Genomic DNA, 14,758 nt, shown 5'->3' on the forward strand with positions numbered 1-14,758 from the left:
GTAAAGAATACATTGTAAAAGATGGAGATATATTACACTTTAGATTTAATGTATAGGAGATGGGAAACCATCTCTTTTTATACGTCTAAATTAGGGGTATAATTTATTTAGCAATAATTGAGGAATCAGAAAAAGGTTATGGCATTTATTTTTCGAATTTGCCAGGGTGCGTGAGCTGAAGGAATAAATTTTTCTAGAGTGTTGGAAGTTGCAATACTCGAATCACTAAACATTAAAAAAGAAATCACAAATTAATAAAGTGATTTCTTTTTTTAGACTAAATCAAACTGTCATCAGTAATATAATTATAAATATCTTCTCTGACAGGTGTATCTAATTGATAAGTTATTCGCACTGCTTTTTTGTTAGTGTTTTTCATAATAAATTCTTCAGGATTTTCCAATGGAGTCATAACACCAAGGTAATAGAATTCTTTTGATGTTTCATCATCCTTATTTTTTCTAACAAACAAATGAATGCTTACGTTGTTATTTTTGGCTGCATATATTTCTTTTACGTCTTTAGAATCGATTGTACGCCCAGCCTTCGTGATTGCTTTAATATGATAAGGATTAATAAATTCATCTTCGTAATTTATAGAATCGTGAACTCCACTTTTATCGTAATTTATGAAAATAGGAAATGTTTTAGATTTACGATCATACATATATCCACTTATATTTTGAGCGACAACATTGTTAGTCCAATTGAGTAATTGACATACATCGGCATAGGTATACTTTTGATACAGTACTAAATCATAATCAAGATAACGAATGTTGTAGTTATTTAAAAAACGATGAATTCCAAACTCTACTGTTTCAGCGAGTAGTAATTTAAACTCTTTATTTTGTAAAGCAGTAGAAAATTGTGGATGAATAATATAATCGGTGTTTCTTTCTTCTAGTAGAGGTAAATCAGCGTATGTGTTTTTTGCTACTCCAGTTTCAAAATTTTGAGTGAATTCGTTTACCAAAGTTGTTTTGCAATTTTCACTTAAGTTAATTTCGTATTTATTAATAAGATTATTTTTGAGGTTAAATAGTAAATCGTGCTCTTTTTCAAGCAGTATAGATAAAAATTCAAGTTCTTGAATTCTTTTTCCAGAGGCAAGTTTCTTTGAAACAAATTCCAAATATCTTTCTTCGACTTCATTCAGTCTAATAGTAAAATCACGATCGTATTTTTTTAAAAAGGTGTAATAAGAACCAGAACTTTTGTTATTAAATATAATTAAAGGGTCTATTGAATTGTATTTGTCAAAATCTAAAAGTGATGGTATACGTCCTAACATAAGTTTAAGTTGCTTGTAAGATTCGGTTATCAGTTTTAATGTATTGAATTTAGCAGAGTCTATTGATTGATAAATTCTTTTTTTGGTAATCTCATCAAAACTTATTGTTGATGGCCCTGGAAGCATCAATGATTTTTCACTTATGAATTGTCTAAGTGAATCTTTGTTATAGGTCATATCTCCACTAAGTGCAATTGGAATCATAAAGTTGTTTTGATAATTACCAATAATATCAATTACAACAACGTATTCTTTAGTATCATCTTTACGCAGACCTCTTCCTAATTGCTGAACGAAAATAATTGCTGATTGTGTAGGGCGAAGCATAACAACTTGGTTAATTCTAGGAACGTCGATTCCTTCGTTAAATATATCAACGGTAAAAATATAATCAATTGCGCTTGGACATTCTTCCATTTCGAGACGATCCATATACTCTCTTCGAGTTGAATCAGAATCTTCTCCAGTAAGAGCTATTGTACGATATCCGCGTTGATTAAATTCATTTGATAAAAACTTCGCTTCTTCTTTTCTGCTGACAAAAATTAATCCGTGTACTTTATCACCAGAATATTTGTAAGTATTGATAGCTTTAATTATATGATCAATCCTATCTTTTGATATCAAATTATTAAACTGAGATTTATCATCTATTGAATTACCATTAACGACTAAATCAGAGATACCAAAATAGTGAAACGGGCATAATAGATTATATTCCATTGCTTGTTGCAATCGGATTTCGTAGGCTATATTATGATCAAAAAGTTCATAAATATCAAAATCATCATTTCTTTCAGGGGTTGCTGACATTCCTAAGAAAAATATTGGCTTAAAGTATTTAAATAAGTTTTGATATAACTGTGCGCCTGCATGGTGTACTTCATCCACAACAATATAATCAAAATCATAACACCCAAATTTTTCGAGATGCTCTTGCTTTCCGATTGATTGAATGGTAGCAAATACAAAACGTTCATCTGTTTGTCTATTTGAACCGGTGAATAGTCCAAAACTATCACCACCAATTATTTTTTTAAAACTTTTCATTGCCGCCTTAGCTATATTTTCTCTATGAACTACAAACAATGCTCTTGTAGGATTTGCGGCCTTTACATCGAATGCAGCTAAATATGTTTTTCCAGTACCTGTTGCGGAAATAAGGAGAGCTCTATCTTTTTTATTGAGACGAAGAATATTTAATGATTCCAACGCTTGAGATTGCATTATATTAGGTATAATTTTATTTGATACGAATGAATTGTTACTATTTATAATAGGTTTAGAATATACTGTTTTATAAGAACTGATCCAATCTTCTGTCAGTGGTATAGAATTATTCCATTGTTCTTGAAATTCGCTGTTTATTTGTTTGATTAGTGAATCATTAATTAAAGAAGTTAAAGCAATATTCCACTCTTGATTAACGGATAAAGCATTTTGTGTTAAATTAGAGCTTCCTATTAACACTCGAAATTCATCGTTTTTTTCGAAAATGTATCCTTTTGGATGAAACCCTTCATTCATATTAACTCTGACATCTATATTTTTAAATTCTAATAATTGTTCAAACATTTTTGGTGAATTGAAGTTTAAGTATGTTGAAGTTATAATGCGTCCTTTTATATTCTTTGACTCAAGGTCTAATAAGGTTTGTCGTAAAGATGATAAACCAGAGTCACTTATGAAAGCTATAGAAAAAGAAAATGTATCGCAAATCGATAAGCATTGAGTAATCTCGCGAAGTACTTTTACTTTTTGATTGTAATTATTATATATTAGCTTAGGTACTAAATTTTCTTCGTTTCCATAAATAGAATCGTGTAAATTGCTAATCATGTTTTAATCTCCTATATTCATTAATTACAGTAATATCTGCTGGAACCCACTCGATGTTAATAGCATCAAAGGAGTTAATCCATTTTGTTTCAGTATGATCGTGCAAAGTTATTTCGTTTGATGTTGTAGAACATAAGTAACAATCCATGTGAAGTAAAAATGAAGGGTATTGATGATCGACGTGTATAAGTAAATCTAATACATTGATATCCAATGACAACTCTTCTCTAATTTCTCTGATTAAAGCTTGTTGATTTGTTTCGCCAGATTCCACTTTACCACCGGGAAATTCCCACATTCCTTTAAATTCACCGTTTGAACGCTTTGCGATAAGAATTTTATTATCTTCTTCTATAATTGCTGCAACTACATGTATTTCTTTCATTATGTCACCGCCTCATATTATTTATTATACCAGCTAAAAACATAATTAAGATATAGAAAAAGGCCGATATCTTATGATATCTGCCTTTTATATGACATTAGTTTTGGTTTTATAGTGTTGAAATAATTTGTTCAACCTCTTTAAAATTGTATGCTTCGATATTAGCGTTTGAAGTATCTTGGACTAGCTTAGATCCTTTAAACCCTATAGTAAATATCTCTGCGTTAATACCAGCATTAATACCGTTATATGAATCTTCAATTACTACAGTATTCTTCTTGTTAATACCTAGTTTATTTGAAGCTAATAAGAAGATATCGGGTGCTGGTTTGCCATGTGTTACTTGTTCTCCAGTAACAATGACATTAAAATATTTCTTGATGTTAAACCGTTCCAACAAATCGACAACGTATCCTTCTTGGGAAGAGGATGCTACAGCTATTTTGATATTTTTTGATGAACAGCTGTCTAAGAATTCAACTAGACCTTGCATTGGTGAAAGTGGCGAGTTATAAAATCTCTCGTGGAATACTTTACGCTGACCAATAATAATCTCATCTAATGTATAGTCATATAAATTGAATTGTTTTTGTAGTGTTGTGGCAATATCAAGTATTGGTTTACCAACAACAAGTTGAACATCTTTAATGGTACAATCAATGCTTAGTGTTTTTAAATAATCTACTAATGATTCTAAGTATATAACTTCGCTGTCAATGATTACACCATCACAGTCAAAGATTATTGCTTCAATCATAATGAACTACGATATGCTTTTAATTTGTCCATGAAGTTGCGTACACGTGATTCATCAACAGGATTTTCAAATATACCATCAACTTTAAAATGTGTTGCAATAAATGCCGCATCAGCATATTCAAATATTTGTTCAATAGTATTTATGTTTACACCAGTAGTTGCGAATAATACCATATCTGGCATTTCAGCACGACATTGTTTCATTAAATCCATATCGATTGATTTACCAGCTTGCTCACCAACAATACCAAATCCATCAGGTAAGTTTGCAAATTTTGCTGAGCGCGCAATTGACATTGCAGGACGACCTGCTACTTCATAACTAGATTCTGGTGTAATATAATGAATCATTTTTAGTTTGTTATCTAATCCAAGTACGTGTCTATGACGTAAATGTTGACCAGGTTCTTGGTTAACCAATCCCATGTTTCCACTAAAACATCCTGCGAAAGTTCCACGCATTAGACATCCACCAATAGCAGCATTTAAAGCGATTGATGCTTCAGTATCGCTAATTACATTAGCTCCATAAGGTACTTTTAATTCAGAAGATAGTCTTCCGATTAATGTAGCCATAGCTGCAACAACTTCTTTAGATACGTTTTTTTCATATGGGAAACTAAATTCATTAGAGAATAATAATGCATCAATTCCTCCATTTTGTAATGCACGAACATCATTTAATGCAGATTGATAAACTTTCTCCATACCACCAACTTCATCGTATAGTGGATCTGAAGGTAGAGCTAGAAAGTGTACAACACCCACAGCAACTTTTTCTGTACCAAATACATCACTTAACCAAGTTTTTCTCATATAATCTCCTATAAAATTCCAAGTAAGCTAAACACAATTGATATAGCGAATAAGCCTGACATAATTTTGAATACGTTTACGTTTTTCTTTAAGAATGTAAATACACCGATAACAGTAAGTACACTTAATAATCCTGGCATAATAGAATTTAATAAGTCTTGAATTACAACTGTTGATCCGCTTGCTGTTACAGTAAGTGGAGTTAAGATATTTACGTTATTTACAATCATTGCACCAGCAATAGTTAAACCTAAGATACTTAAACTATTAGTGATTTTCTTCATGATTGATTGATCAGTAATCTTACCTAATACATTTTGTCCTAAACGATAACCTTGAGTAAATGTAATGATACCCATAGTCATTAAATAGATACCGTATATTAATGCATAAGCGATTGGACCAAATGGATTACCATTTATAGCCATATCAACCCCGATTGCTAATGCTACTGTTTTAACTAAACCTTGAGTAATCGTATCACCGATACCAGCTAAAGGACCCATTAAACCAATCTTAATATTATTAATCATTTCGCCATCAACGTTACCGCCATTAGCTTTATCTTCTTCCATTGAACAAACGATACCAGGAATAAATGCACCCCAGTTATTTTCAGTGTTAAAGAATACCATGTGTCTACGCAATGCTTCAACACGTTCTTCTTTAGTGTCGTATAAACGATTAATAACTGGTACCATTGCATGACAGAATCCTAATGACATTAAACGTTCATAAGATAAACAAGATTCAGAAGTGCCTTCCCAAATAAGGAAGCATTTCAATAAATCCATACGTGTTAATTTCTTTGTTTTTTCTATGGTTGTCATATTATTCTCCTCCCTCAGCAAGTTTTTCAATATTTAATGTCCAATATAATACTGCGCAAGCAACACCTAGAATTGTACAAGCGATAATATCAAAGTGTAGATATGCTACTGCTAAATAACCGAACATTGCAAATGGAATAAACTTTGGTTTATAAACAGTTTTAAGCATTAATGCAATACCTAGTGATGGTAAAACCATACCCACTGTAGATAAAGCTTTGTTTATAAATAATGGTAATGAATTCATAAATCCTTCTAAATAAGTTGCTCCAAAATAAACTGCTAAGAATGCAGGAATACCATAAACTAATCCACAGAATAAGTTTGGTAATAACCAGTTGTATACCCACAACATATTAGTTTTTCCTGATTCGATATATTTGTCAGCCATGTGGACAAACATAACGTTAACAGTCATTGTAGCATTTGATGCTAATAGTCCAATTGTTCCTAATGATACTGCTAATGTAATACCGATTTCTGGTGTTTGATTTGAAACGATTGTAACTGCTGTAGCAATAATTCCTGCATAACATTTATCGTATGAAGAAATACCACCAACAGTGATTTGACCCATGTAAAGCAATTGAATAGTACCACCAATCAATGCTCCAGTTTTCCAATCCCCTAAAATCAATCCAGTGATAGCTCCACTAAGTAATGGTGCTCCACGAACGATCCATACAAGATATTCGCAGAATACTCCCCCATTTAGTGTTGCCCAAATTCCAATAAGAAGCGCCTGAATAAACATAAATTTTTTCCTCCTTTTATAGACTTAACGGCGTTTGTTTTTCGTTTGGTGTAACTTGGAAGTAAACCCTAACTCCCATATCCCTTATTTCTTTTAATGTGTTAACTTCAGCTGCACTTGCTGATATGTTTTTAAACAATTTCTTTCTTTCTGGATTAGCACCCATACCACCAACGTTGAAATCCTTGATTTTTAAATTAGCTTCAAAAATTTGTTTTGCAACGTATGGGAATTTAACTAAGATTAATGTATTCTTTGATGATTCATCAAATTCCTTAACTAATCTTTCTATGTCTTGTGTGCCTGTGATCTCTAACTCAGTATCAGGTGGAGCAACCATTCTCATTACACCTTTGATGAACTCATCTTTAGCGACACCATCATCAACAATCCAAATACGTGTAATTTGAAGATTCTTAGCCCATGCAGCAACTATTTGCCCATGAATTAAACGATCATCTAAACGTATCATTTTAATACTCATTTTTTTTCCTCCTTTTGTCTTGTTTTTTTGAAAGTCTATCCACCTTTTGTTGTTTCTATAAATCTACTTTGTCTTTAAAATCAACAATTCCAGCTAGACCTGATTCTAATGCGATTTTTGCTAACTCATCCAATGTGGTTGTATTCATCATTGACATAACCTGTAAAACCATTCCCAAGTTCATTCCTGTAACCATTTGAGTAGGAACTTGGTCTTGTAGACGACCATAAATTCTTGCGGTAGTCATAAATGGACTACCTCCAAATAAATCTGTAAGAATTAAGATACCTTCGCTTTTTGCGGATAATATACTGTCTTCTATCTCTTTTTCATACAGGTCCAAGTCTTTACCATAAGGTAGTGACAATGTTGATACATTTTTAGTTTCACCAAAAATCATTTTTGCTGTGTTCAACATTTCAGATGATAAATCGCCATGACTTATCAACAGTAACTTGCACATCTAATGCCTCCATTTCTATATTCTTTTACTACTGGCCAAATTATAGCATCGGCAAAAATGTGTGCAAAATTCAGTTAGAAAGTAACACACATAGGATGTGTATCAAAATTTAAACCATGAAAAAACGCGTTTTTTTGTAATGATATACAAAAATATAGTGACTAAAAATAAATGCGTGTTATAATTCGGGTAAAAATAACACACATTCACCTGGTAGCGCTACCAATTAAGTGATACTAAACACAATTTAGGATGAAATCAACACACTTTTCAGGAGGAAGGGATATGAATGACAAGAAAAACCGTAATTTTAGAGTTTATCAGTACATCCAAAAGATTACTGAAGAGGCAATAATAAGAAATCAGTTTAAAGATTCTGGTGCAGAAGCATTAAGTTGTGCATTGGATTTGAAACTTGATCGAGCAAATGTATCAAAAGAGATGAATGTATTATGGAAGGATGGAAAAATAATAAAAGTACAAGGGAAACCCGTGTACTATTTTGATTATGAGATTATAAGGAAACATTATCCAGAATCATTTGTTCCATCAGTCATTAGTAAAGATGAGACACTAGGTTTCTATTTGAGTAAAGAAGTTACTACTGTAATAGAAGAAACAGAAGATGATCCATTGAATACTTTAATTGGAGCACAAGGAAGTTTAAGTGATTTAATAATTAAAGCAAAATCAGCAGTAGCTTATCCACCCTATGGGTTAAGTACCTTGATTAGTGGGCATGCGGGTGTTGGTAAAACACAATTAGCGAATAGTATGGCCAAGTATGCAGCAAATGAAGGATTTAAATCGATAGATAGTCCCTTCTTAACAATTTATTGCAGAAATTATGCAGATGATCCAAAAACATTTGCATCTATTCTTTTGGGTATAGGAAAAACAACGAAGAGTAAGCTACAAAAAGGTATGTTAGAAGAAGCGGAAGGTGGAATACTGGTTTTAGATCAAATTGAGTACTTGTCAGATTCTTCTATGGATTTACTATGTGCTCTAATTACTCAAAGTATATATTCAAGAATACATGAATCGATGATACTTCCAGTAAAGACAATGTTTATTGTTACTACAAATGAATCACTAGATAGTAGTAAGATAAAAAAGATATCAGAAGTAATACCAATTAATCTACAACTATTAGATATTGATCAACGTGGCATATATGAGAAGATAGAAATTATCATGGACTTATTAGCACAAGAAGCAAAAGATATTCAATATCCAATTAAAGTACATAAGGATATCATTGCGTGTTTTGCGCTTATGAAATATGAGAATAATATCGCCCAAATGCGAAATGAAATTAAAATCGCATGTAGTAGGGCTTTCTTAGATACAATTCCATCTCAATTCAAAACAGTATATGTAAGTTATCAACATTTATCACATGACTTATTATCATTCAATGAAAATAACTCAGAACTAAAACCAAAAATAACAACGATGTTATCATCAATACCAAATGATTACTTAGTATTTGATGAAATGGGTAAATCAAATGGTGCTAACTATTTTAAAAATGCACCATCAGTATTCTCTGATTTAAGAATTAGTCAATTTGTAAATGAGTTCGATGTTGATATAGAAAGCTTAGATAATTTAGAAGATTATGTTAGTGAAAATATAAGTTGTTTAAAAAACTGCGAAGAAACACAATTACATGCCTTAAAGAGAAATATCCATCCTATGGTATTTCAAATAGTTGTTTCAACATTACAACAAAGGCAAAGATATTCATTACTATTAAATAATACTCATTTATTGTATGGAATTTTATTACACATAACTAATTTGATTAAACGTTTTGATAATCAAATTATGAATGTAAATAGTAATCGAGTATCAGTAACGGAAGCTATATATCATCAAGAGTATTTAGATGCTAAAGAAATATATCAGAGTTTTAATTCATTATATAATCTACCAATGGACAGTAAAGAAATTGATTTTTTAGCTTCGTACTTGGCTATTGTAAATCAATGGGTTAATGAAACAAATGTGGCTTTACTTGTTATCTGTCATGGAGAAACTATCGCCAGTCAAATGGTAGATTTTGTTAGAGAATCTGTTAAAGGTACATATTATTTAGATGGGATTGATTTTAAAAATAATCTGCAATTAAATGATTGTTTAGAATTAGCTTGTATAAAAGCAACTGAATTAAATCAAGGGGCAGGTGTATTGGTTATGTGCGACATGGCTCCTCTTACTTCGGTTAGTGAATACATTATAAAGAAAACAGGTATACCATCTAAAACTATATCAGGAGTATCTTTACCATATTTATTACAAGTAATTGAAAAGAGTATGCAATCTATTAATGACATTGATACTCTTATCATGAAAACAAATGTTGAAAGTGCTAATAATCCTACAGGGCCTAATAGTTATAATTTCATACAAAATATAACTGATCGTATTATTGCGAAGACTGTGGATTTTATTGATACACAAAAAGCAGTTGATGTTTTAATGATATGTCTTACAAGAACATTAGAAGGTTTGGATATTCCATATAGTGATGAAATAGCTGTTAAGTATTTATGTCATTGCGTAAATATGATTGAAAGAGTTATTCGTAAAGAACCATGGGATTATCAACATTTAAATAGTTTTTCATTAAAAAACTATCAATTAATGCATCATGTAGAACATAGTTTGGAATACGCTAGTGATACCTTTAGTTTAAAAATACCATCAACTGAATTAGCATATGTAACAGAAATATTCTTAGGGTTACAATCAATAAAATAAATATAATAGTGATATTTTGTATCGCTTGAATTTAAAGTAAACAATAGTTAAACTTAACTTACAAATGATTGGAGAAACAAAATGAAATATTTAGGATTAGAAGAGAATGTATTGAATGAAAAAGGTGGCTACTATGCAGCAATGGAAATTGAACGGCAACCTAAAATATGGACTGAATTAATTAATACAGTAAAAGAGTCTAAAGATAAGATTGAAGATTTCTTTAAACAATTGGATTTAAAGAATACTAAAATATATTTAGTGGGAGCTGGGAGTTCAGCACTTGCGGCGAGTATTGTTGAAAACACATTAAAGAAAAAACTTAAACTTGATGTAGAAACAATCTATTCTACAAAACTTATACTTCAACCTGAAGTATATCTAAATATTGGTAAACCAATTTTAATGATTTCTTTTGGAAGTAGTGGAAGTACTCCAGAAAGTGTAGAGGCAGTACGTCTTGCACAAAGCATGTGCAAAAATTTATATCAAGTTTTTGTGTTGTGTGTTGATAATGGAATTCTAGTTAAAAAATATACAAATGAAAAAACATTATTTATTCCATTACCTTTAAACACAAAAGGTAAGAGTTTTGCTGCAACAGCAGAGTTTACTAGTTTAATTCTTCAAACACTGGCTATATTTGATATAACGAATATTGAAGATTATGTTAAGTTTTGTAAATATGCGGAAAATGAGACAAATGATATTTTTGAAAATAAAATGGACATGATAAAAGAAATCGCATCTTTAGATACAATTGCAATGACTACTGTAGGCAGTTTAGAATATGAATACTTGGCTGCAGAATCAGCTTTAAAAGCAGTTGAATTAACAGGTGGAAAGTATTTAAGTAATTTCAATTCGTCTATTGAATATCGTCATGGTCCAAAATTAATTATGAATTCAAAAATAATATGCATGCATTACTTATATCCTGATTACTTTATTTCGAATTATGACATTGATATGATGAATGAAGTTGCTACAGATAATTTAAAAGGAATAGTAGTAGGTGTTGGATTCCATACTCCTGAAGAGTGCAAAAATAAAGTGAAGTACTATTTCCAATTAACAAAGAATGAAGTAATTGAAGAAAATCCAGTGTTAGGTATTGTGTTATATGCAGTTATTATGCAATCATTAATCTTTCATATTTCTCTGAAAATGGGAGTTAAAGCAGATTGGCCTTCTACTGACAATCAAGTACCAAAGGTAGCAAATCGAGTAGTAATTTATAAAAAAGACTAAAATGCTATTACTAGGGAAAGAATAAAATAAATCATAGTTGTGACTAGTTTAAGCCATATCACAATGAGTTGAGTATTTAAGGTTACTAAAAATTATAAAACCAGCATGAGCTGGTTTTTACTTGTTTATTTGTCTAATTACTTTGCAAGGGTTACCTACTGCTAATGAATTAGGGGGAATATCCTTATTTACGACACTACCTGCTCCAATTACAGAACCTTTGCCAATAGTAACACCAGGTAAAACAACCACATTACCACCAAGCCAGCAATCATCTTCTATAGTAATAGGTAAAGATTGTTCGATCATTGCGTTACGTTGTGTAGAGTCAATGGGGTGATAGGCTGCATATAATCCAACATTTGGTGCAATAAATACATTATTGCCGATAGTAATCTTATTACAATCTAATATAATACAGTTGTGATTTATATAAACATTTTCACCAAGTTGAATATTATAACCATAATCACATAGAAATGGAGCCTCTATATTTAAACTTGTTACTGTTGTGCGAAATAGTTCTTGTAGGGTTTTAAGCTGTTCATCACGCTTTGATGGTAATGTATGATTAAATTTGAAACATAAATCCTTAGCAATATCTCTATCGATAGCTAAATCTCCACCCGCATCATAGGGTTGACCAGCTAACATTTTTTCTTTTTCAGTCATATTATGTCCTCACAACTAGCATTATATAGTAATAAACAACAATTTTCATTATCTGTTCACAAAAACAGAGTCATTTTAGAACAAAACTATGATAAAATGAAATTAACTTAATAGGAGGTTAACTATGAAACTAATATTAGCGATTGTTTCAAATGATGATAGCTCAAGCGTATCTTCAGCATTAACTAAAGAAAATTATTCAGTAACTCGTTTAGCTACGACAGGTGGATTCCTTCGTGCTGGAAATACAACAATTATTGTAGGTACTGAAAATGACAAGGTTGATAAAGCCATTGAGATTATTGGTAACGAAAGTAAACGTCGTACTGAAATCGTTCCATCAACAGCATCATATGACATTGGACGTTATGCTTCATTCCCAGTTGAAGTTCAAGTGGGTGGAGCTACTATCTTCGTTGTTGACGTAGAACAATTTGTTAAACTATAAAATAAAGCTGTTACGTAATTATTGAATGTAAATAATCATTCAAAAGCGTAACAGCTTTTTTAATAAATAAATTGATATTAATACCTATTCATAGGAATAATAATTCGTGCTATAAATTCATCGTTATTTTGAGAAAAGCTAATCATTCCATTATATGTTTTAACAGTAGATGTAATACTTCTTGTACCAATTCCGCCATTTGGTTTGTTAGAAACAGGGATACCATTTCTAAAAATTAAATTTGTAAATAATGAATTGCGAACTTCAAGCAACAACTGATTTTTTTCCAACTCCATTGTTAATTTGATATAAGGATTTTTTTCTGGTTCCTTAACACATTCATTTAAAGCATTTTCTAGCAAATTACCAAGTAGACTACCGATTTCAGGGTCTTTTAATCCAATATCGGAGGGAATATTTACGTAAGCAAAGAATGAAATATTTTTTTCTTGTGACCTATTTTCGTAGATACGTAGAACTATATTTACTGTAGAATTATTGCAAAATTTCTTTAGTGATGTTTCATTGAAGGTAACTACATGGGATTGTAAGTAAGCTTTAGCTTCTTCGATATTTCCTTCTTCTAACTTGGCTAGTAATACAGTATCATGATGTCTTATGTCATGCCGAGTTTGATAAGCATTATCCAAAAATATTTTATATGAATTAATTTCAGATTGAAGTAATTCATTTTTTAATTCGCCTTGAGATAAAAAACTAATCGTATATAAATTGTGATAAAGAAGATAAATATAAATAAGAAAACATGACTCAATTGCTAGCATCATAAATGTACAAAAGAAAGGATGATTAGCAAAGTTTTGCAACGGATATATAGGAATAAGATTCACAGATACAAAAATGAGTATAGAAAGTACTAAATAAGGAGTAACACTTCCTTGGATAAGATCTGCCATATATCGCAATGGCTTTGCCCAGTATCGAAGAGCAACCCAATAAAGAATAGCACTAAAGATAAGTAATAAGATAAGTAACATAGGATATGATAATCCCAATATAGTACGAATCATATTCAAAATAATAGAAAGAATAGTGGTTACGCTACTTTGGATAAGCTGTAGAAAAATAGTCTTTCCAAAAGAGTCAGTAGAAAAAACTAAAATTGAAAGACTACCAATAAACATGATGACTGAAGAAACATGCGTAAATTCTCCATAGCCCATTATATTGATAAGGGAACTTGGAACAATTGCCATATATAAAATAAAAATTAAAAAGCCAAGTACTACTCTTAGTTTAGATTTATAACCTAATCCAAATGCACGAAACGCAATAGAAAAAAGGGCAGGAATCATAAATTTTAATAAGTATATTGCTAAATCAAATAATGTCATATGATATTCCCTTCGATATAATTTCCTTTATTATATAATGCTAACGCATGTTAATAAAGGTAAAAGTAAGCTTAATCGATATAAGTTATGAAACTTATATTACAAAAAATATTTCACGCATAAAATGCGTTATCTTACGTAATTTCAACCGTTTTTGATGTAAGAAATGCTAAAATAAACCCAAATGAAAGTGCTTTTTCTGTGCTTTTCAGTATATGGGGGAAGATAAAATGAAAAAAAGAATACTCAAATTATTAGTTGTCATTTCTTTGTTGTTTGGTGTAATGCCATCATCTTTAGAAGCAGAGGGAGATGTAACTGACACAGTTAAAATAGAAGAATGTAGCCAACATACAGATCACACAGAAGGTGAAGATGGATGTGGTTATGCTTTAGATAACTCGTTATGTTCACATGTACACGATGAAAATTGCGGATACATTGAAGAAGTAGTAGAGATACCATGCGATAAAAGCTGTGTTGATACTGATAATGATGAAAATATAAATCATGCAGAAGACTGCGCTTATCAAGCGGGTAATCCAGGTTCACCATGTACACATGTGCATGATGATTCATGTGTTAATGAAAAACCATGTACTCATATTTGTTTAGAATGTTTGGAACAAACACAAAAAG

General features: G+C 31.0%; 14 protein-coding genes. 4 read left to right on the forward strand and 10 right to left on the reverse strand.

All coding sequences use genetic code 11. The features are described from left to right. Window positions 1–277 precede the first annotated feature (277 nt). From RR430_RS07045 to RR430_RS07080, 8 genes are all read right to left on the reverse strand, one after another. Window positions 278–3,133, reverse strand: coding sequence for a DEAD/DEAH box helicase (locus RR430_RS07045; RefSeq protein WP_332508830.1), 2,856 nt, complete (start codon window positions 3,131–3,133; stop codon window positions 278–280). After that, entirely contained in the window at window positions 3,126–3,518 is a 393-nt protein-coding gene (locus RR430_RS07050) for a (deoxy)nucleoside triphosphate pyrophosphohydrolase (protein WP_332488470.1), read from the reverse strand. The genes RR430_RS07045 and RR430_RS07050 overlap by 8 nt, the downstream gene beginning before the upstream one ends. 109 nt (window positions 3,519–3,627) lie before the next feature. Further along, entirely contained in the window at window positions 3,628–4,275 is a 648-nt protein-coding gene (locus tag RR430_RS07055) for an HAD family hydrolase (protein WP_332488469.1), read from the reverse strand. Continuing rightward, the gene (locus tag RR430_RS07060) at window positions 4,272–5,093 is read right to left on the reverse strand and encodes a BtpA/SgcQ family protein (RefSeq protein WP_332488467.1); all 822 of its coding nucleotides are present in this window, start codon (window positions 5,091–5,093) and stop codon (window positions 4,272–4,274) included. Before RR430_RS07060 ends, RR430_RS07055 begins: the two co-directional genes overlap by 4 nt. An 8-nt stretch (window positions 5,094–5,101) precedes the next feature. Beyond that, complete coding sequence (locus tag RR430_RS07065) at window positions 5,102–5,923, reverse strand: PTS system mannose/fructose/sorbose family transporter subunit IID (protein WP_332488465.1); 822 nt, start codon at window positions 5,921–5,923, stop codon at window positions 5,102–5,104. Window position 5,924: 1 nt separating this feature from the next. Further along, window positions 5,925–6,677 carry a PTS mannose/fructose/sorbose/N-acetylgalactosamine transporter subunit IIC gene (locus RR430_RS07070; protein ID WP_332488463.1) on the reverse strand — a complete coding sequence of 251 codons (753 nt, stop codon included), beginning with the start codon at window positions 6,675–6,677 and terminating at the stop codon, window positions 5,925–5,927. Between the two features lie 16 nt (window positions 6,678–6,693). Next, on the reverse strand, window positions 6,694–7,161 hold the full coding sequence (locus RR430_RS07075; protein ID WP_332488462.1) for a PTS system mannose/fructose/N-acetylgalactosamine-transporter subunit IIB: 468 nt from the start codon (window positions 7,159–7,161) through the stop codon (window positions 6,694–6,696). A 55-nt stretch (window positions 7,162–7,216) separates the two neighbouring features. After that, the gene (locus tag RR430_RS07080; RefSeq protein WP_332488461.1) at window positions 7,217–7,624 is read right to left on the reverse strand and encodes a PTS sugar transporter subunit IIA; all 408 of its coding nucleotides are present in this window, start codon (window positions 7,622–7,624) and stop codon (window positions 7,217–7,219) included. Between the two features lie 285 nt (window positions 7,625–7,909). Here RR430_RS07080 and RR430_RS07085 point away from each other — a divergent pair, with 285 nt between their 5' ends. Both RR430_RS07085 and RR430_RS07090 read left to right on the forward strand, forming a co-directional pair. Further along, on the forward strand, window positions 7,910–10,393 hold the full coding sequence (locus RR430_RS07085; protein ID WP_332488460.1) for a sigma 54-interacting transcriptional regulator: 2,484 nt from the start codon (window positions 7,910–7,912) through the stop codon (window positions 10,391–10,393). 81 nt (window positions 10,394–10,474) lie between these two features. Continuing rightward, window positions 10,475–11,644, forward strand: a complete 1,170-nt coding sequence (locus tag RR430_RS07090; RefSeq protein WP_332488458.1) for an SIS domain-containing protein — start codon at window positions 10,475–10,477, stop codon at window positions 11,642–11,644. Window positions 11,645–11,761: 117 nt separating this feature from the next. Here RR430_RS07090 and RR430_RS07095 read toward each other — a convergent pair whose 3' ends face one another. Further along, window positions 11,762–12,316 (reverse strand): sugar O-acetyltransferase, encoded by a 555-nt coding sequence (locus tag RR430_RS07095; protein WP_332488456.1) that lies wholly within the window; start codon window positions 12,314–12,316, stop codon window positions 11,762–11,764. Between the two features lie 124 nt (window positions 12,317–12,440). On the opposite strand from RR430_RS07095, the gene RR430_RS07100 reads away from it, so the two are divergent. Then, window positions 12,441–12,764 carry a cyclic-di-AMP receptor gene (locus RR430_RS07100; protein ID WP_332488454.1) on the forward strand — a complete coding sequence of 108 codons (324 nt, stop codon included), beginning with the start codon at window positions 12,441–12,443 and terminating at the stop codon, window positions 12,762–12,764. A gap of 77 nt (window positions 12,765–12,841) precedes the next feature. Here the strand turns inward: RR430_RS07100 and RR430_RS07105 are convergent, their stop codons facing one another. Continuing rightward, entirely contained in the window at window positions 12,842–14,119 is a 1,278-nt protein-coding gene (locus RR430_RS07105) for a sensor histidine kinase (protein ID WP_332508831.1), read from the reverse strand. 230 nt (window positions 14,120–14,349) lie between these two features. Between RR430_RS07105 and RR430_RS07110 the strand changes: the two genes are divergently transcribed. After that, window positions 14,350–14,758, forward strand: a 409-nt coding sequence (locus RR430_RS07110) for a hypothetical protein (protein ID WP_332508832.1), incomplete at its 3' end; no start/stop codon positions are given.

It is taken from the genome of Anaerorhabdus sp. (genome assembly GCF_036641015.1).
Taxonomy (GTDB): Bacteria; Bacillota_I; Bacilli_A; order Erysipelotrichales; family Erysipelotrichaceae; genus Anaerorhabdus.

Bases quoted from the DNA above. Each gene is read 5' to 3' on its own strand.
- RR430_RS07045 (WP_332508830.1), bottom strand. From the start codon at position 3,133: ATGATTAGCAATTTACACGATTCTATTTATGGAAACGAAGAAAATTTA.
- RR430_RS07050 (WP_332488470.1), bottom strand. From the start codon at position 3,518: ATGAAAGAAATACATGTAGTTGCAGCAATTATAGAAGAAGATAATAAA.
- RR430_RS07055 (WP_332488469.1), bottom strand. From the start codon at position 4,275: ATGATTGAAGCAATAATCTTTGACTGTGATGGTGTAATCATTGACAGC.
- RR430_RS07060 (WP_332488467.1), bottom strand. From the start codon at position 5,093: ATGAGAAAAACTTGGTTAAGTGATGTATTTGGTACAGAAAAAGTTGCT.
- RR430_RS07065 (WP_332488465.1), bottom strand. From the start codon at position 5,923: ATGACAACCATAGAAAAAACAAAGAAATTAACACGTATGGATTTATTG.
- RR430_RS07070 (WP_332488463.1), bottom strand. From the start codon at position 6,677: ATGTTTATTCAGGCGCTTCTTATTGGAATTTGGGCAACACTAAATGGG.
- RR430_RS07075 (WP_332488462.1), bottom strand. From the start codon at position 7,161: ATGAGTATTAAAATGATACGTTTAGATGATCGTTTAATTCATGGGCAA.
- RR430_RS07080 (WP_332488461.1), bottom strand. From the start codon at position 7,624: ATGTGCAAGTTACTGTTGATAAGTCATGGCGATTTATCATCTGAAATG.
- RR430_RS07085 (WP_332488460.1), top strand. From the start codon at position 7,910: ATGAATGACAAGAAAAACCGTAATTTTAGAGTTTATCAGTACATCCAA.
- RR430_RS07090 (WP_332488458.1), top strand. From the start codon at position 10,475: ATGAAATATTTAGGATTAGAAGAGAATGTATTGAATGAAAAAGGTGGC.
- RR430_RS07095 (WP_332488456.1), bottom strand. From the start codon at position 12,316: ATGACTGAAAAAGAAAAAATGTTAGCTGGTCAACCCTATGATGCGGGT.
- RR430_RS07100 (WP_332488454.1), top strand. From the start codon at position 12,441: ATGAAACTAATATTAGCGATTGTTTCAAATGATGATAGCTCAAGCGTA.
- RR430_RS07105 (WP_332508831.1), bottom strand. From the start codon at position 14,119: ATGACATTATTTGATTTAGCAATATACTTATTAAAATTTATGATTCCT.